This is a genomic window from Burkholderia sp. PvR073, assembly GCF_054055695.1.
In genome coordinates this window covers 763565-780011 of the sequence record NZ_JBSRXO010000001.1, presented here as the reverse complement: position 1 = coordinate 780011, position 16447 = coordinate 763565, and the positions used below count along the sequence as shown (strand labels likewise).

Sequence of the window (16447 nt, the reverse complement as noted above, 5' to 3'; positions counted from 1 at the left end):
GCGCCGTGCGGCGGCGCTCGTCCTTCGCTTCAACGACGCATCGAGTTCATCGCCATGACTGACCGACACACTTTCCCCGTTTCCTCCGACGCCGCGCGCTGGCAATTCTGGATCGACCGCGGCGGCACCTTCACCGACATCGTCGCGCGCCGGCCCGACGGCTCGCTCGTCACGCACAAGCTGCTGTCGGAGAATCCCGAGCAGTATCGCGATGCGGCCGTGGCCGGCATCCGCCACCTGCTCGGCCTGGCCGACGGCGAGCCGATCACGCCCGAACGCGTCGACATGGTGAAGATGGGCACGACGGTCGCGACCAACGCGCTGCTCGAACGCAAGGGCGAACGCACCGCGCTCGCGACGACGCGCGGCTTTCGCGACGTGCTGCGCATCGCCTATCAGAACCGGCCGCGCCTGTTCGATCTCGACATCGTGCTGCCCGATGCGCTGTACGAGACCGTCGTCGAGGTCGACGAGCGGATCGGCGCGCACGGCGACGTCGTCGTGCCGCTCGACGTGCAAAGCGCGGAAACCGAGCTGCGCCGCGTGTTCGACTCGGGCGTGCAGGCGCTGGCCATCGTGCTGATCCACGGCTATCGCTACACCGCGCACGAGCGCGCGCTGGCCGAACTCGCACGCCGGATCGGCTTCACGCAGGTGTCCGTGTCGCACGAGGTGTCGCCGCTGATGAAGATGGTGTCGCGCGGCGACACGACCGTGGTCGACGCGTACCTGTCGCCGATCCTGCGCCGCTACGTCGAGCAGGTCGCGCACGAGATGCCCGGCGTGAACCTGCAGTTCATGCAGAGCAGCGGCGGCCTGACGCGCGCCGATGCGTTCCAGGGCAAGGACGCGATCCTGTCCGGCCCGGCCGGCGGCATCGTCGGGATGGTGCGCGCCGCGCGTGCGGCCGGCTTCGAGCGCGTGATCGGCTTCGACATGGGCGGCACGTCGACCGACGTGTCGCACTACAACGGCGAATTCGAGCGCGTGTTCGAGACGCAGGTGGCCGGCGTGCGGATGCGTGCGCCGATGATGAGCATCCACACGGTCGCGGCCGGCGGCGGCTCGGTGCTCGGCTTCGACGGCGCGCGGCTGCGCGTCGGGCCCGAATCGGCCGGCGCGAACCCGGGGCCGGCCGCGTACCGGCGCGGCGGGCCGCTGACCGTGACCGACTGCAACGTGATGCTCGGCAAGATCCAGCCCGATCATTTCCCGCGCGTGTTCGGCCCGCACGCGGACCAACCGCTCGACCGAGACGGCGTCGCCGCGAAATTCGCTGCGCTCGCCGATGCGATCCACGCCGCGACCGGGCGGCGCGAGACGCCCGAGGCGCTCGCCGAAGGATTCCTCGAGATCGCGATCGGCAGCATGGCGAACGCGATCAAGAAGATCTCGGTGCAGCGCGGCCACGACGTGTCGGGCTACGTGCTGACGACCTTCGGCGGCGCGGGCGGCCAGCACGCGTGCGGCGTGGCCGACGCGCTCGGAATGACGCAGGTGTTCGCGCATCCGCTCGCGGGCGTGCTGTCCGCCTACGGGATGGGCCTCGCCGACCAGACCGCGATGCGCGAGCGCGCGGTGGAGGCGGTGCTGTCCGACGCGTCGCTGCCGGCGCTGAACGCGACGCTCGACCGGCTGACCGACGACGCGGTCGGCGCGCTGCTCGAACAGGGCGTGCCGCCGGAACGCATCGCGACCGAGCGGCGCGTGCACCTGCGCTACCAGGGCACCGATTCCGCGCTCGACGTGCCGGCCGGCAGCGTCGCCGCGATGCAGCAGGCGTTCGAAGCCGCGTACCGGCAGCGTTACGCGTTCCTGATGCCCGGCACGCCGCTGGTCGCCGAACTGGCCTCGGTCGAGGCGATCGGCCGCTCCGATGCGCCCGTCGAGATCGCGCCGCTCGCGTCGCGCGACGAGGGCGCGGCGCCGCAGGCCCACAGCGCCGTGCGGTTCCATTCCGGCGGCCAATGGCACGATGCGGCGCTGTACGTGCGCGACACGCTGCTCGCCGGCGACACGATCGACGGCCCGGCGATCGTCGCGGAGAAGAACGGCACGACCGTCGTCGAACCCGGCTGGCGCGCGCGGATGACCGCGCAGGGCAACCTCGTGCTGACGCGCACGACGCCGCTGCCGACGCGCCGCTCGCTCGGCACCGACGCCGATCCGGTGCGGCTCGAGATCTTCAACAACCTGTTCATGTCGATCGCCGAGCAGATGGGGCTGCGGCTGCAGAACACCGCGTACTCGGTGAACATCAAGGAGCGGCTCGACTTCTCGTGCGCGATCTTCGACGGCGACGGCAACCTGATCGCGAACGCGCCGCACATGCCCGTGCACCTGGGATCGATGGGCGAGAGCATCCGCACGGTGATCGAGTGCAACCGCGGCCGCATGCGCGACGGCGACGTGTTCATGCTGAACGACCCGTATCACGGCGGCACGCACCTGCCCGACGTCACCGTCATCACGCCGGTGTTCGCGGACGGCTCGGACACGCCGCTGTTCTACGTTGGCTCGCGCGGCCATCACGCGGACATCGGCGGCACGACGCCGGGCTCGATGCCGCCCGATTCGACGCACATCGATGAAGAGGGCGTGCTGATCGACAACTGGCAGCTCGTGTCGGCCGGCGTGCTGCGCGATGCGGACACGCGCGCGCTGCTCGCGTCGGGCCGCTACCCGGCGCGCAACGTCGAGCAGAACATGGCCGACCTGCGCGCGCAGGTCGCCGCGAACCAGAAGGGCGTCGACGAGCTGCGGCGGATGGTCGCCCAGTTCGGCCGCGACGTCGTGCTCGCATTCATGGGGCACGTGCAGGACAACGCGGAAGAGGCGGTGCGGCGTGTGATCGGCGCGCTGCAGGACGGCGCGTACCGCTATCCGCTCGACAACGGCGCGGAGATTCGCGTCGCGATCCGCGTGGATCGCGCGGCGCGGCGCGCCGAGATCGATTTCACCGGTACCTCCGCGCAGCTCGACAACAACTTCAACGCGCCGAAGGCCGTCTGCATGGCCGCGGTGCTGTACGTGTTCCGTACGCTGGTCGGCGACGACATCCCGTTGAACGCCGGCTGCCTCAAGCCGCTCACGGTGATCGTGCCGGCGCGCTCGATGCTGAACCCCGAGTATCCGGCGGCGGTCGTGTCGGGCAACGTCGAGACGTCGTCGGCGATCACCAATGCGCTGTACGGCGCGCTCGGCGGCGTCGCGTCGAGCCAGGGGACGATGAATAACTTCACATTCGGTAACGCTCAGTACCAGTACTACGAGACGATCGCGGGCGGCAGCGGCGCGGGTGACGGCTTCGCGGGCGTCGGCGCGGTGCAGACGCACATGACGAACTCGCGCCTGACCGACCCGGAAGTGCTCGAATGGCGCTACCCGGTGCGGCTCGACTCGCACCGGCTGCGCGCGGGCTCCGGCGGCGGCGGGCGTTGGCGCGGCGGCGACGGCGCGGTGCGGCGGATCCGCTTCCTCGAGCCGATGACCGCGTCGATCCTGTCGAACAACCGGATCCATGCGCCGTTCGGCGCGGCGGGCGGCGAGGCCGGCGCGCTCGGTCGCAACACGATCGAGCGGGCCGACGGCACGGTCGAGACGCTCGAGCATATCGGCCGCGCGCAGATGGCGCCGGGCGACGTGTTCGTCGTCGAAACGCCGGGCGGCGGCGGTTACGGCACGGCGGGCTGAGCGGTGCCCCGCAACGGTGCGGAAGCGGTGCGGCGGCGTGCCCGCCGGACGGTTTTCACGCGTCGCGGCGGGGCGATCGTACCGGTTCCATTGATGGGCGCGGCAAGGCCGCTGCGCCGCGACGATATATTCACTGGCATCGATCGGCGCGATATTGCCACGCGTATGGGAATAAAGACGGGCATTCCCGCATAAACGGAAATGGAAATTCCCCGCTTCCCCGCTCGGCGCAATGCGATCCGACCCCCGCGGAATGCGTTGTGGCCGAGCGCTCCGGGGCGACCGAGATTTCCCGCAAACGCCCGTCCGGTCGGGCGCTCCGCTGATCCTGTCGCCCCGCTTCGGGGCCTTGCGCCCGCCCGCGCCCGTCCGCGCCCGTCCCGCCAGTCACGAAAAAGCCGCTGTGCCAATCGAGTCCCGATTCCTTGACACCCCCTTCCGAATGTGAGTGCCATTCTTGATTGTCATTTGATAAGATGGGTTCCATCATTCGTTTGGAAAAACCTGCGCGCGAGATGCGCAAACGCCGGGTCGCATTGGTTGGAAACAATTACGGAACGAGGGCCGCTGTCATGGCCATCACGACTGCCCCGCCGGGTACGCGCGCCGCGCGCCCGGGGATCGGGAGCGGCCAGCTCGCCTCCGTCTACACTGTGCGTTTTTTCTGGATCGGGGCGTGTCCATGGATGACGAAAACGATAGCGCGGTGCTTGAAGCGCACGTCGGTACGCGCAGCCCCTGCTGGCGTCTCGGCAGCGACAGCAATGCGCTGGAGCTGGCCGCCGTTCGCGGCTTGACCAACGTCGCGGTGGCGCTGACCGGCGAACAGGCCGCGCGGATCCGCGCGCTCACCGGCGTCACGTCGCACCTCGTGCTCGACCTCGTGCTGTTCGGCGACACGGTCAGCCTCCATCTGGTCGGCCGGAAGGTCGATACCTCGAACTGGGCCGGCACGGCCTCCGCCTATTCCGATACCGCGTCGGTTGCGAGCGACCTCTCGCACGGGCTCGCGTTCGCCGAGCAGGTCGTGTCCGAAGTGAATTCGCTCGTCGTGATCCTCGACCGCAACGGCATGGTGCAGCGCTTCAATCGCCTGTGCGAGGAAGTGACGGGCAAGCGCGAGGTCGACGTGATCGGCCGCAGCGCGTTCGAGCTGTTCATGAGCCCCGAGCAGGGCGCGCAGTCGCGCACCAACATCACCGGCTTTTTCGCGAGCAACTGTTCGTTCGCGGTCGAGCGCTACATCAACACGGTCAACGGCCCTCGCCTGTTCCAGTTCCGCAACAAGTTCGTGCAGAGCGGCAGCGGCGTCGACGAGCAGTACCTGATCTGCTCGGGCGTCGACGTGACCGAGGAGCGCAACGCGCAGCTGCGGCTCAGCGAACTCGCGAACACCGACATGCTGACCGGCCTGCCGAACCGCCATGCGATCAGCGAGCGCATCGGCGCGGCGCTGGCCGCGGATCGCACCGACATGCGCGGCCAGGTCGGCATCCTGTTCCTTGATCTCGACAACTTCAAGCGCGTCAACGATCACTACGGGCACATCACCGGCGACCGCCTGCTGCAGGATGTGTCCACGATCATCAGCGGCTGCCTGCCGTCCGGCGCGACGCTCGCGCGGCTTGGCGGCGACGAATTCCTGGTGCTGTTCGAGCACGGCACGCGGCCGCTGCTCGAAGCGACCGCGCAGATCATCCTCGAACGGCTGCGCACGCCGATCCACCTCGGGCTGATGGAGGTCTACACGAGCTGCTCGATCGGCATCGCGATGTATCCGCAGCACGGCGATTCGCTCGAAACGCTGATCCGCAGCGCCGACACCGCGATGTACGTCGCGAAGGAAGAAGGCAAGCATACGTATCGCGTGTTCTCGCTGGAGATGAACCAGAAGGTCGCGATGTACATGTGGCTCGACACGAACCTGCGCAAGGCGCTCGAGGAGGAGCAGTTCGTGCTGCACTACCAGCCGGTCATCGACCTCGCGACCGGCGACGTGCACGCCGTCGAGGCGCTGATCCGCTGGCAGTCGCCCGATCGCGGGCTCGTCGCGCCGGTCGAGTTCATCCACTTCGCGGAGGAGTCGGGGCTGATCGCGCCGCTCGGACGCTGGGTGATGCGCACTGCGGCTGCACAGGCCGCCGCATGGAAGGCGAAGGGGCTCGACGTGCGGATCGCGGTGAACGTGTCCGCGCGGCAACTGCAGGACATGAACATCGTCCATCAGTTCGCGTCGATTCTCGCCGGCGCGGGGCTGAAGCCGAGCCTCGTCGACATCGAGCTCACCGAAAGCAGCTTCATCGAGGACGAAGAATCGGCGCACGAGCTGATGAAGGAGTTCCGCCAGCTCGGCGCGAAGATTCACCTCGACGATTTCGGCACCGGTTATTCGTCGCTGTCGCAGCTGTCACGGCTGCCGCTCGATTCGATCAAGCTCGATCGCAGCTTCATCACGGGCATCGACCGCAACCCGCGCTCGCAGGCGCTGGTGCGCTCGGTCGTGTCGCTCGCCAGGGCACTGAGTTTCTCGGTGGTCGCCGAAGGCGTCGAGACGCATGCGGAAGCGGATTTCCTCAAGCAGGTCGACGTCGACCACGCGCAGGGCTTCTACTTCGCGCGGCCGATGCCGGCCCAGGCGTTCGAAGCCTGGCTCGCGGAAACGAGAAAGCTCAGGCTGATCGCCTGAGCCTTCCCCGCAAGACGGCGCGCGCCGCCCACCACGCGGCGGCGCGCGCCACTCACGTCACACCGTGCGCAGCTTCGACACGCGCCGGTTCTGCAGCATCACCAGGCGTTCCATGTACGCGAGATCCTTCGGCTCGATCGTGAACGCCGCGTGAACCCATTCCTCGGTGATGTCCATCAGCTCGGAACGCGTGATCTGGAACACGCGCTCGCGTGCGCGCAGCATCGCGCGGATGCCGTTCAGCTTCGGCTTCGTCACGTCGATGAAGGTGCGCGTCGCGAGATACGCGTCGCCCGCGTCGAACGTCTGGTCGACCAGCCCGCGATCCTCGTACCACTCGGCCGCATGCGCCTCGCCGGACGAGATCAGCGATTCCGCGAGCCCGCGGTCCGCCTTGCGCGCGACCAGCGAATAGCCGCCCATGCCCGGGAACAGGTTGAACGCGATCTCGGGAAAGCCGAGCTTTGCGCCCTTCTGCGCGAGCATGTAGTGGTGCGCGAGGGCGGCTTCGAAGCCGCCGCCCAGCGCGCTGCCTTCGACCATCGCGATCGAGATCGCACCGGTGCCGAAGCCCGTGTAGATCTCGTACACGCCGTCGATGCACGAGCGTGCGTAGGCCATCAACTGATCGCGGCGGCCGCTGCGGATCGCGTCGACGAAGAAGCTCAGGTCGCCGCCGACGTTGAACAGCTCGGGCACGAGCGAACCCGTCACCCAGAAGTCGAACGGCAGGCCGGAGTCGCGTGCGACGCGCGCGAGATGGATGATGTCGGTGACGAGTTGCTGGTTGAAGCACGGCCGCGGCTCCGATCGCAGCATCATCCACATGATGTTGCGGCCTTCTTCGTAGAACGCGGTCAGTTGCGTGAGTTCACCTGCTTCGTAAAACGGACGGCACGCCGGATGAGATTGGAGTTGCATGGTATGTCCTCGGTGAGATGTGGTTTTGCAAAGAGCATCGCGGCCGGCGCCGTGGACAAATGCCCCCGCACGGCGCCGGCCGCGAGGCACCGCCATTGTTGCGCGCACACAAAAGCCGAAATGCGGGGAACAACGCACGACGGGGACGAGGAGGGGCATCGCGTTCGATGTGAACCGTGCGGACCATGCGAGCCGTGAACGACCGGATCGATGCGATCGCTTGGCGGAAGAACGTGGGGGGGTAGCGGGGTAGCGGAGGCAGTGTGACGATGCGATGACGATCGGCGCGGGCACGCCGTCCGGGGAGATGTGTGGCGCGTCGGTCGCTTACGCGCTGAAAGCGACGCCGCGCCGTCGATCGCGTCTCATGGAATGTGCGGACTGGTGCAGCGGCCGGGTGTCGGCTAGCGTTAGAGGATGACGCCGCCGCGCCCGGCGCTCCGGGAGGGGACCATGGCCGCACTCCAGAAGATGTGGCAGCTGCTCGTCGGCAAGCCGCTGGACCCGCTCGATCCGCGCACGCGCCATGCGATCGCCGTGACGCCGTTGCTGGCCTGGGTCGGGCTCGGCGCCGACGGCTTGTCGTCGTCGTGCTACGGCCCGGAGGAGGCATTCCTCGCGCTCGCGCACCACACGCCGCTCGCGCTGTTCCTGGCGCTCGCCACCGCCGCGACCGTGTTCATCATTGCGCTTGGCTACAATCAGGTGATCGAACTGTTCCCGACTGGCGGCGGCGGCTATCGCGTCGCGACGTCGCTGCTCGGGTCGAAGCCGGGCCTCGTGTCGGGCGCTGCGCTGCTGGTCGACTACGTGCTGACCGTCGCGACGTCGCTCGCGAGCGGCGTCGACGCGTTCTTCAGCCTGCTGCCGGTCAGCGCGCAGGCGTTCAAGCTCGCCACCGAGATCGTGCTGATCCTGCTGATGACGGGGCTCAACTTCCGCGGGATGCGCGAATCGATCATGGTGATGCTGCCGATCTTCATCGGCTTCGTCGTGCTGCATTTCGGGCTGATCGTGTATGGCGTCGCGGTGCACGGCGGCAACCTCGCGACGGTCGTGCCCGACGCCGTGCACGAGGCGCACGGGATGTCGCAATCGCTCGGCGTATTCGTGATGCTCGCGCTGCTGATGCGCGCGTTCTCGCTCGGCGGCGGCACTTACACGGGCCTCGAGGCCGTGTCGAACAACGTGAACATGCTTGCCGATCCGCGCGTGCCGAACGGCAAGGTGACGATGTGGTACATGTCGACGTCGCTCGCGTTCACGGCCGGCGGCATCATCCTGCTGTACATGCTGTGGCACGCGCGGCCCGTCGACGGCCAGACGCTCAACGCGGTCGTGTTCGGCAGCGTGATCGACCATCTCGGGCTCGGCTCCGCTTTCGCACGTCACGCGCTGCTCGCGGCCGTGCTCGCGTTCGAGGCCGGGCTGCTGCTGGTCGGCGCGCAGACGGGGTTCCTCGACGGGCCGGCCGTGCTGTCGAACATGGCGTCGGACTCGTGGGTGCCGCGCCATTTCCGCGACCTGTCGACACGTCTCGTGCGGCAGAACGGCATCGTGGTCGTCGGCCTGTCGGGCCTCCTGATCCTGCTGTGGACGCACGGCAGCGTCGACGTGCTGGTCGTGCTGTACAGCATCAACGTCTTCCTCACGTTCAGCTTGTCGCTGCTCGGGCTGTGCACATACTGGTGGCGCCATCGCAGCGAGCACGGCTGGTTCAAGCACTTCTTTCTGTCGGCGCTCGGGTTCAGCGTGACGGCGACCGTGCTCGTCATCACGCTGATCGAGAAATTCACCGCCGGCGGCTGGCTCACGGTGCTCGTGACGAGCGCGGTGATCGCGCTGTGCATCATGATCAACCGCCACTACGCGTACACGCGCGCGCAGCTTGCGAAGGAAGATGCGCTGTTCTCGGGAGCGCCGCCGGAAGTCGACGAGGCCGCCGCGCCCGGCCGGCCCGATCCGTCGCAACCGACGGCCGTGCTGCTGGTCGGCAAGCATCGCGGTGCGAGCATGCACGCGCTGCTGTGGGTCAATCGGTTGTTTCCGGGGCACTTCCGCAACGTGATCTTCCTCGCGGTGGGCGAGGTCGACGCGAAGGCGTACGACGGGCACGAGCATCTCGAGCGGCTGCGTCACACGATCACCGAGGCGCTCGACTACTACGTCGCGCACTGCCGCCGCAACGGCATCGCGGCCGACTACCGGATCGCATTCGGCACCAACCCGGTGGTCGAATTCATGAACCTCGCGTCGTCGACGCTCGATGCGTATCCGAACGCCGTGTGCTTCGCGAGCAAGCTGATCTTCCGGCGCGTGAATTTCCTGACCGCATGGCTACACAACCAGACGCCGGTCGAACTGCAGGCGCGACTGCATGTCGAGGGCAGGCAGATGGTGCTGTTGCCGATGAACGTCGGGTAGCGGCGCGGACGAAGCGGGGACTGCGGGCCGATGAAAGCGAACGTCCGGCATGACGAAATCGCGTACGAGCTGAACGGCCAAGCCGCAGCCGCAACGCACTGACCCGATGCCGGACCCGTGCCTGACCGACACGGACGCGAAGAACCTGCGCAAGACGATGGAGTCGCGCCTGCAGCGCGACAACGTCGACTGCACGATCACGAACTGGAACTACGCGGGCACCACGCTGAAGATCGCGCTGGCCTGCGCGAACGAACAGGAGCGCGGCAAGCGCGTCGGCAGATTGCTGCTGATGCATCGATCTCGCGATACACATACGGCCACCCGCGCGCCGGAAGCTTGAATGCATCACGGCGTTACATAAAATAAGAATAGGCACTTCGTGCTATCCGGCCTCTACGCCGCAAGTGAACCCGGCCGCGCGATGCGCGCAGCGTTCCGGGCGAACGTCCGGTTCAGGAGAGCGGGGAATGGCCGCGGGGCCGCGCCACGACCGGCAGCGGCAAGCGCCGCACGGTCTCGCGGCGACGACGAGGGAAAAAATGACGATGATGGTTACGTTTCGGTCAACCGCCGCACCGGACATCGTGATGTTGCGCGATCTGGCGCAGTACCTGTTGGGACTCGTCGGCAAGGAGCTCGACGTTCGTGGGGTGATTTCCCCTGACGAATTGCCGGGCGCGATCGCGCGGCTCGAGCAGGCGATCACGGATGACGTGGCGCGGGAAAGCGCGCACGAGCGTTCAACGCAGGCGCTGCGCACCGAGCTGCCGCCGCATGCGGGCGGGCTCGCGCAACGCGCGTGGCCGCTGCTGGACATGATGCGTGCGGCCCACGAACAGGGCCGGCACGTGATGTGGGGTGTGTAGGCGCGCGACGCGCGCCGGCTACCCGGGAACCGGACCTCCGCTGCAAGGCCGACGGCGTGGCGTCGCAAGACGCCATACCGTCGGCCGTTTTTTTTGCGCGGGGCGCTTTCCGCTTACGAATGGTGGTGCGTATGCGAGCGTTCCGAGCGCCGCGACGTCCGGTGCAAGAGCCGGTCACGTATGCGCTCGCGGCTGCGCTGCTCCGCGAAGAACAGCACCGCGAACACGAGGACCGCGAGCAGCAGGATGATCGCGACGATACCGTTTTCCATGTCGCCTCCGGCAGGTTGGGGAGCGATGGATGCCATCGGCCGGCGTCAGCCGGTCGGCATGGGCATCAAGAGGCCGGTGAGCTTCATGTCGATGAAGCGCTTGCCCAGTGCGATCGCGACCCGGCGCGCATCCGCGTCGTTGCGGAACACGTGGTGCCCGGGGGGCGAGCAGATGCGCGTCGTGGCGGCCGTCGGCGTCGCGCCAGCACACGACGGCGCGCGGCGGGTACAGCGCGCCGAGCGGGAGGCCTTCGCCGGCCACCGGATCGACCCGCGCGCCCACGCGGCTCTCATATTGATGGTAGGTCAGACAGAGCGGGGACTCCATGGTGATTCCCTTCACGGGCGCCGGTCGTTCCGACCCCGCGCCGCGAACGCCCACGTCGCGGCACGCGCGCGGCGTACGAACGAGGGCCCGGCTGCGTTCACGTCAGCATCGGCATCGCTTCGATCAGCGCGATCCCGAGCAACGCGCCGATCGCGGCGCCGACCAGCTTCGGATGCCACCGCTCGAGATGCAGCGCCGTGAGCAGCGCCCCGATCAGGATCACGCCCAGCAGCGCGAACGCGATCACGAGATAACCGATTTCGAAATCGTTGTTGATCAGCATGATGTCTCCTTCCCGATGCAGGCGTGTCGAATTCGCGGGATCGTCATTCGTTTCGGCGACGTCGCGCGCACGTTTTCACTGTCTGAATTGTATGTCATAACGTGATATAAAAAGCGATCGCGCGCGGAGCAGATCGTGAAAGTACGACCGCCCCCTGCATCACGCGTGCGGCGCTTCTCCGCCCACATGTTGCGTCGCGGCGCGACCGGCCGCGCCGCGGCTTGACGCTCGCGGGCACGTCACCCACACTGGGTTGAACGACGGGGCGCGGCGCGCGGATGCGTGCCCGTCGCGTCCCGACATGAACACGAACGCGCGGAGAGCTTCGACGTGATGCGTTTTCCGTTCCGATCGACCGGCCGCCTGCCGTACCGCGCCGCCGCGTTCGCGGTGGCCGTCGCCGCTGCCGCGCTCGCGCAGCCCGCGTTGGCCGATTCGGGTGACGAAGCGCCCGTCACGCTCGTCAGCGATGTCCACGTATTCGTGATCCAGCACGACGGCTCGCTCGACGAGGAAGACGATTCGACACTGCGCGCGAACGATGCGAACGGGATCGACGCGATCGCGCAACGCTACGTCTGGTTCGACAAGAACCTGGAGAAGGTCGACCTGGTCGCGGCCGAGACGATCGATCGCGGCGGCGTCGCGCATCCGGTCGGGCCCGACGGCATCCGCGACGTCCAGGAGCCGCGTTCGGCCGGCGCGCCGACCTTCCAGGACGGCCTGCTGCGCACCGTCGTGTTTCCCGGCGTCGAAGCCGGGTCGAGTACGCGCATCGCGTTCCGCAAGGCGCGCACGAAGCCCGTCAACGCCGGTTACTTCGGCTACTACGTCGAACCGTCGCGCGAGCCGGTGGAGAACCAGCGGCTGATCTTCGACGTGCCGGCGGACATGCCGCTGCAGGCGGACGCGCGCGGCTACGTCGCGCTGCCGCCGGTCACGGCGAACGGCCGCACGCGTTATACGTTCGATTACCGGCACGGCGCGTACGACCGGATCGAGAGCGGCTCGGTCGGCTATCCGACCTACGGCGACCGGCTCGTGGTGTCCACGCTGCCCGACTATGCGGCGTTCGCCGCGCGCTATCGCAACGCGGCCGTCGACTCGGGCGCGAACGATCCGGCCGTCGTGCAGCTGGCGCGCGCGCTCACCGCCGACGTCGCCGATCCGCACGACAAGGCGCGCCTCCTGTATGACTGGGTGCAGGCGAACGTGCGCTACGTCGCGCTTTTTCTCGGCGAGACGGCCGCCGCGCCGCATCGCGTGACGGACATCCTGCGCAACCGCTACGGCGACTGCAAGGACCACGTCGCGCTGTTCGGCGCGTTGCTCGCGGCGGTCGGCATCCGCAGCGAACCGGTGCTGATCAACCTCGGCTCCGTGTACACGCTGCCCTCCGTGCCCGGCTACGGCGGCGGCGCGATCAATCACGCGATCACGTGGCTGCCCGGTCTCGGTCTCTACGCGGACACCACGACGAGCGGCATCGCGTTCGGCTATCTACCGCCGATCGTGATGGACCGGCCGGCGCTGCTCGTCGACTCCGGCGTGCTGTCGCGCACACCGGCCACGCAGCCGAAGCGCCGCACCGCGCGCGTGGAGATCGATGCGGCGCAACCGGGCGCCGCGCGGTTTCACGCGCTCGTCGTGGACGACGGCTGGACCGCGGAGCTCGAACGCACGCTGTTTCGCCGCGCGCCGCCCGAGCGCGTGCGGCAGCTCGCGAACGAACGCCTGCGGCAAAGCGGCTTGCGGGGCCGCGCACGGATCTCGACCGGCGAACGCCGCGCGACGGACGGGCCGTTCGACGTGACGTATGACGGCACGCTCGATCACGTCGTGTGGCCGGACGGCACGACCGCCGTGCCCGCGCTGTCGAGCGTCACGGGCGGCATCGCGACGCAGGTCGAGGGGTGGCTGGCCGAACCGATGCGCACGCAGCCGTGGGTATGTCTCGGTGGCACGTTCGACGAGACCGGCCAGATCGCGCTGCCGGCCGGCGTCGCGGTGACCGACCTGCCGACCGATACGGCCGTGCACGACCGCTTCGTCGACTTCACATCGCATTACGTATTCGATGCGGCCGCGCACATCGTGCAGGTCACGCGCCGGATGACGGCGACGTTCGGCCGGCAGGTCTGCACGCCCGACGAGTACACGGCGCTGCGCGCGTCGCTCGAACGCATCGAGCGCGACACGCAGGCGCAGATCGTCGTGCGGGCAAGGCAACGTTGAACGCCGGGCGCGGCGCATGCGGCGCTCGGCACGATCGGACGCGCGGCCGGACTCGGCCGATGCGCGGGAGACGAACATGACGAAGCGGGAAGAGGAAATCGCCGACCTGTCGAAGGAATTGCTGGGCCGGATCGTGCAGGGCGCGATGATGAGCGGCGCGCCGGTGGATGCGCAACAGTGCGCGGCGCTGGCCGTGCGCTGCGCGACGGCGCTGGTCGATCGGCTCGAGGCACGCAGCGGCTGAGCGGAGTCGTCGCAGGCGAAGACGGAGCGAACGAAGCCGGGGCGACTCGACAGGCGTTCGCCCGGGCCCGCGTTGTACGTGACGCGTTACACGTCGGCGTGCGTGTCGCCTTCCGCGCGCACCGCGCCCGGCGGCCGCCCGACCACGCGCTTGAACGCCCGGCTGAACGCGGCGAGCGACCCGTAGCCGAGCCGGTACGCAACGGCCTCGATCGTCTCGCGGTCGCGTGCGATCCACTGCGCGGCGAGCCGCATCCGCAGCTCGGTCAGGTAGCGCACGGGCGTCATCCCGGTGGCCGCGAGAAAGCGCTCCGCGAACACCGAGCGTGACACGCCCGCTTCGGCGGCCAGTTCCGACACGCTCCAGTTGCGCCCCGGATCGCGATGCAGCGCGACGATCGCGCGACCGAGCTTCGGTTCGCGCAGCGCCTGCACCCAGCCCGTCGCGTCGCCGCATCCGCACTCGACCCAGCCACGCACGATGAACGCGGCGACCACGTCCGCGAGCCGCGCGAGGATGCCCGCGAAGCCCGCGCGTTCGGCGCACGATTCGCGCTCCATCGCGTCGAGCATCGGGCGGATTTCCGGGTAGCGCGCGAGCAGCGTGCCGACGTGCATGAACTCCGGCATCGTCCCGACGAGCGGCTGCATGCCGCCGAGATCGAGTTCCATGCACGCGCTGAAGATCAGCGCGTCGCCGGCGGCCGGCTCCGCCGCGGCGCACGACGTCGCGGCCACCGACGCGACCGTGTCGCAGATCTTCGCGACCTCGAACCCGCCGATCTCGCGGCACGGCGCATCCGGATCGGACACCAGCGCATGCGTGCGGCCGTGCGGCAGCAGGATCGCATCGCCGGCCTCGAGCCGCACCATCGTGCCGGCCGCGTCGCGCAGCAGCACGGGCCCGCGCCCGACGAAATGGAACTGCGCGCGGCCCGGCGCATGGCCGAAGCTCAGCCCGAACGGCCGCGGCACCTGGATCCGGCGGTACTGCACGCCGCTCAGGCGCATGCCCAGCAGCAACTCGCTGACGAGGTCGTGCACGTCGGGCACGGGGGGAAGCAGTGGCTCGGCCATTTTGAGATTCGGACGATCGATCAACAAGAACGGATTGTATGTCATAGACCGTCCTGCCGTGGTTCCCTACGATAGGCCGTCATCAGTACTTTCCCTATCTCACTCGGAACGACGCATGAATCCCGGAATCTCCTCTGCCGCCGCCCCGGCGGCTCCCCGCGCCCCGGCCTGGGGTGCCGTCTTCGCGATGACGCTCGGCGTGTTCGGACTCGTCACCGCCGAATTCCTGCCCGCGAGCCTGCTCACGCCGATGGCCGACAGCCTCGGCGTGACCGAAGGCGTGGCCGGCCAGGCCGTCACGGCTACCGCGACCGTCGCGCTCGTCACGAGCCTGCTGATCTCGGCGCTGACGCGCACGATCGACCGCCGGCGCGTGCTGCTCGCGTTCTCCTTGCTGCTCGTCGCATCGAATCTCGCAGTCGCGTTCGCGCCCGACCTGACGACGCTGCTGATCGGCCGCGTCGTGCTCGGCGTCGCACTCGGCGGCTTCTGGACGATGGCGACGGCCACCGCGATGCGGCTCGTGCCGACCGCGATGGTGCCGCGCGCGCTGTCGATCATCTTCAGCGGCGTGGCGGTCGCGACGATCGCATCGGCGCCGATGGGCAGCTACTTCGGGCACCTGATCGGCTGGCGCAACGTGTTCCTGATCGCGGCCGGGCTCGGCGGCGTCGCGTTCGTGTCGCAGGTGATGACGCTGCCGTCGATGCCGCCGAGCGGCACGACGCGGCTGCGCACGCTCGTCGACGTGCTGCGCCGGCCGACCGTCGGCCTCGGGATGTTCGCGACGATCCTCGTGTTCACCGGGCATTTCGCGTTCTTCACGTATCTGCGGCCGTTCCTCGAACAGGTCGCCGGCGTCGGCGTGAACGGGCTGTCGGCGATCCTGCTCGGCTACGGGATCGCGAACTTCGTCGGCACGTCGCTCGCGGGCCGCGTGCTCGAACACCGGCTGCGGCCGATGCTGATCGGGATGCCGGCGCTGATGGTCGTACTCGGCATCGCGCTCGTCGCGCTCGGCCGAGCGCCGATGATCGACGCGGTGCTCGTCGCGTTGTGGGGGATGGCGTTCGGCGGCGTGCCGGTCGCCTGGTCGACGTGGGTCACGCGCACGGTGCCCGATGAAGCCGAGAGCGCGGGCGGGCTGATCGTCGCGGCGATTCAGCTCGCGATCGCGACGGGCGCGGCGGCCGGCGGCGTCGTGTTCGACGCGAATGGCGCGGGCGGCGTGTTCCTGGGCGCGGCCGCGGTGCTGGCCATCGCGGTCGCGACGATCGTGACCGGCGTGCCGAAGCGGGTTGGCGTCTCGCCGGCGCTGGCCGAATGATGGATCGCAGCGGGCCGGCGCGTGATCGCGCATCGGCCCGCTGCTCGGTACGATGCGCGCCGCCGGAATGGCGGCGCGACACCTGAAGT

Annotated in this window: 12 protein-coding genes; 8 read left to right on the top strand and 4 right to left on the bottom strand. The window is 68.7% G+C overall.

Features of this window, described 5'->3' with window-relative positions:
• Window positions 1–54: 54 nt before the first annotated feature.
• Together ACVK00_RS03420 and pdeR are read left to right on the top strand one after the other, a co-directional pair.
• Window positions 55–3693 (top strand): hydantoinase B/oxoprolinase family protein, encoded by a 3639-nt coding sequence (locus tag ACVK00_RS03420; RefSeq protein ID WP_284891462.1) that lies wholly within the window; start codon window positions 55–57, stop codon window positions 3691–3693.
• Window positions 3694–4375: 682 nt separating this feature from the next.
• Window positions 4376–6379, top strand: a complete 2004-nt coding sequence (pdeR, locus tag ACVK00_RS03415; protein ID WP_284891463.1) for a cyclic di-GMP phosphodiesterase — start codon at window positions 4376–4378, stop codon at window positions 6377–6379.
• Window positions 6380–6436: 57 nt separating this feature from the next.
• Here pdeR and ACVK00_RS03410 read toward each other — a convergent pair whose 3' ends face one another.
• A complete protein-coding gene (locus ACVK00_RS03410; RefSeq protein ID WP_012365354.1) occupies window positions 6437–7300 on the bottom strand; it encodes a crotonase/enoyl-CoA hydratase family protein in 864 nt (287 codons plus the stop codon).
• Between the two features lie 453 nt (window positions 7301–7753).
• Between ACVK00_RS03410 and ACVK00_RS03405 the strand changes: the two genes are divergently transcribed.
• The 3 genes from ACVK00_RS03405 (at window position 7754) to ACVK00_RS03395 (ending at window position 10593) form a co-directional block, all read left to right on the top strand.
• Complete coding sequence (locus ACVK00_RS03405; protein WP_284891466.1) at window positions 7754–9724, top strand: APC family permease; 1971 nt, start codon at window positions 7754–7756, stop codon at window positions 9722–9724.
• A gap of 106 nt (window positions 9725–9830) precedes the next feature.
• A complete protein-coding gene (locus tag ACVK00_RS03400) occupies window positions 9831–10067 on the top strand; it encodes a DUF3617 family protein (RefSeq protein ID WP_284891468.1) in 237 nt (78 codons plus the stop codon).
• Window positions 10068–10272: 205 nt separating this feature from the next.
• Window positions 10273–10593, top strand: a complete 321-nt coding sequence (locus tag ACVK00_RS03395; protein ID WP_284891506.1) for a DUF1840 domain-containing protein — start codon at window positions 10273–10275, stop codon at window positions 10591–10593.
• A 113-nt stretch (window positions 10594–10706) separates the two neighbouring features.
• Here ACVK00_RS03395 and ACVK00_RS03390 read toward each other — a convergent pair whose 3' ends face one another.
• Both ACVK00_RS03390 and ACVK00_RS03385 read right to left on the bottom strand, forming a co-directional pair.
• Window positions 10707–10865 carry a hypothetical protein gene (locus ACVK00_RS03390; RefSeq protein WP_228909011.1) on the bottom strand — a complete coding sequence of 53 codons (159 nt, stop codon included), beginning with the start codon at window positions 10863–10865 and terminating at the stop codon, window positions 10707–10709.
• 425 nt (window positions 10866–11290) lie between these two features.
• Window positions 11291–11476 (bottom strand): hypothetical protein, encoded by a 186-nt coding sequence (locus ACVK00_RS03385; protein WP_006749647.1) that lies wholly within the window; start codon window positions 11474–11476, stop codon window positions 11291–11293.
• A 330-nt stretch (window positions 11477–11806) separates the two neighbouring features.
• Between ACVK00_RS03385 and ACVK00_RS03380 the strand changes: the two genes are divergently transcribed.
• Window positions 11807–13711 carry a DUF3857 domain-containing transglutaminase family protein gene (locus tag ACVK00_RS03380; RefSeq protein ID WP_284891469.1) on the top strand — a complete coding sequence of 635 codons (1905 nt, stop codon included), beginning with the start codon at window positions 11807–11809 and terminating at the stop codon, window positions 13709–13711.
• A gap of 76 nt (window positions 13712–13787) precedes the next feature.
• A complete protein-coding gene (locus tag ACVK00_RS03375; protein WP_165752471.1) occupies window positions 13788–13955 on the top strand; it encodes a hypothetical protein in 168 nt (55 codons plus the stop codon).
• A gap of 86 nt (window positions 13956–14041) precedes the next feature.
• Here ACVK00_RS03375 and ACVK00_RS03370 read toward each other — a convergent pair whose 3' ends face one another.
• Window positions 14042–15076 carry an AraC family transcriptional regulator gene (locus tag ACVK00_RS03370; protein WP_284891470.1) on the bottom strand — a complete coding sequence of 345 codons (1035 nt, stop codon included), beginning with the start codon at window positions 15074–15076 and terminating at the stop codon, window positions 14042–14044.
• A 70-nt stretch (window positions 15077–15146) separates the two neighbouring features.
• Between ACVK00_RS03370 and ACVK00_RS03365 the strand changes: the two genes are divergently transcribed.
• Window positions 15147–16358 carry an MFS transporter gene (locus tag ACVK00_RS03365; RefSeq protein ID WP_284891471.1) on the top strand — a complete coding sequence of 404 codons (1212 nt, stop codon included), beginning with the start codon at window positions 15147–15149 and terminating at the stop codon, window positions 16356–16358.
• Window positions 16359–16447: the final 89 nt, after the last annotated feature.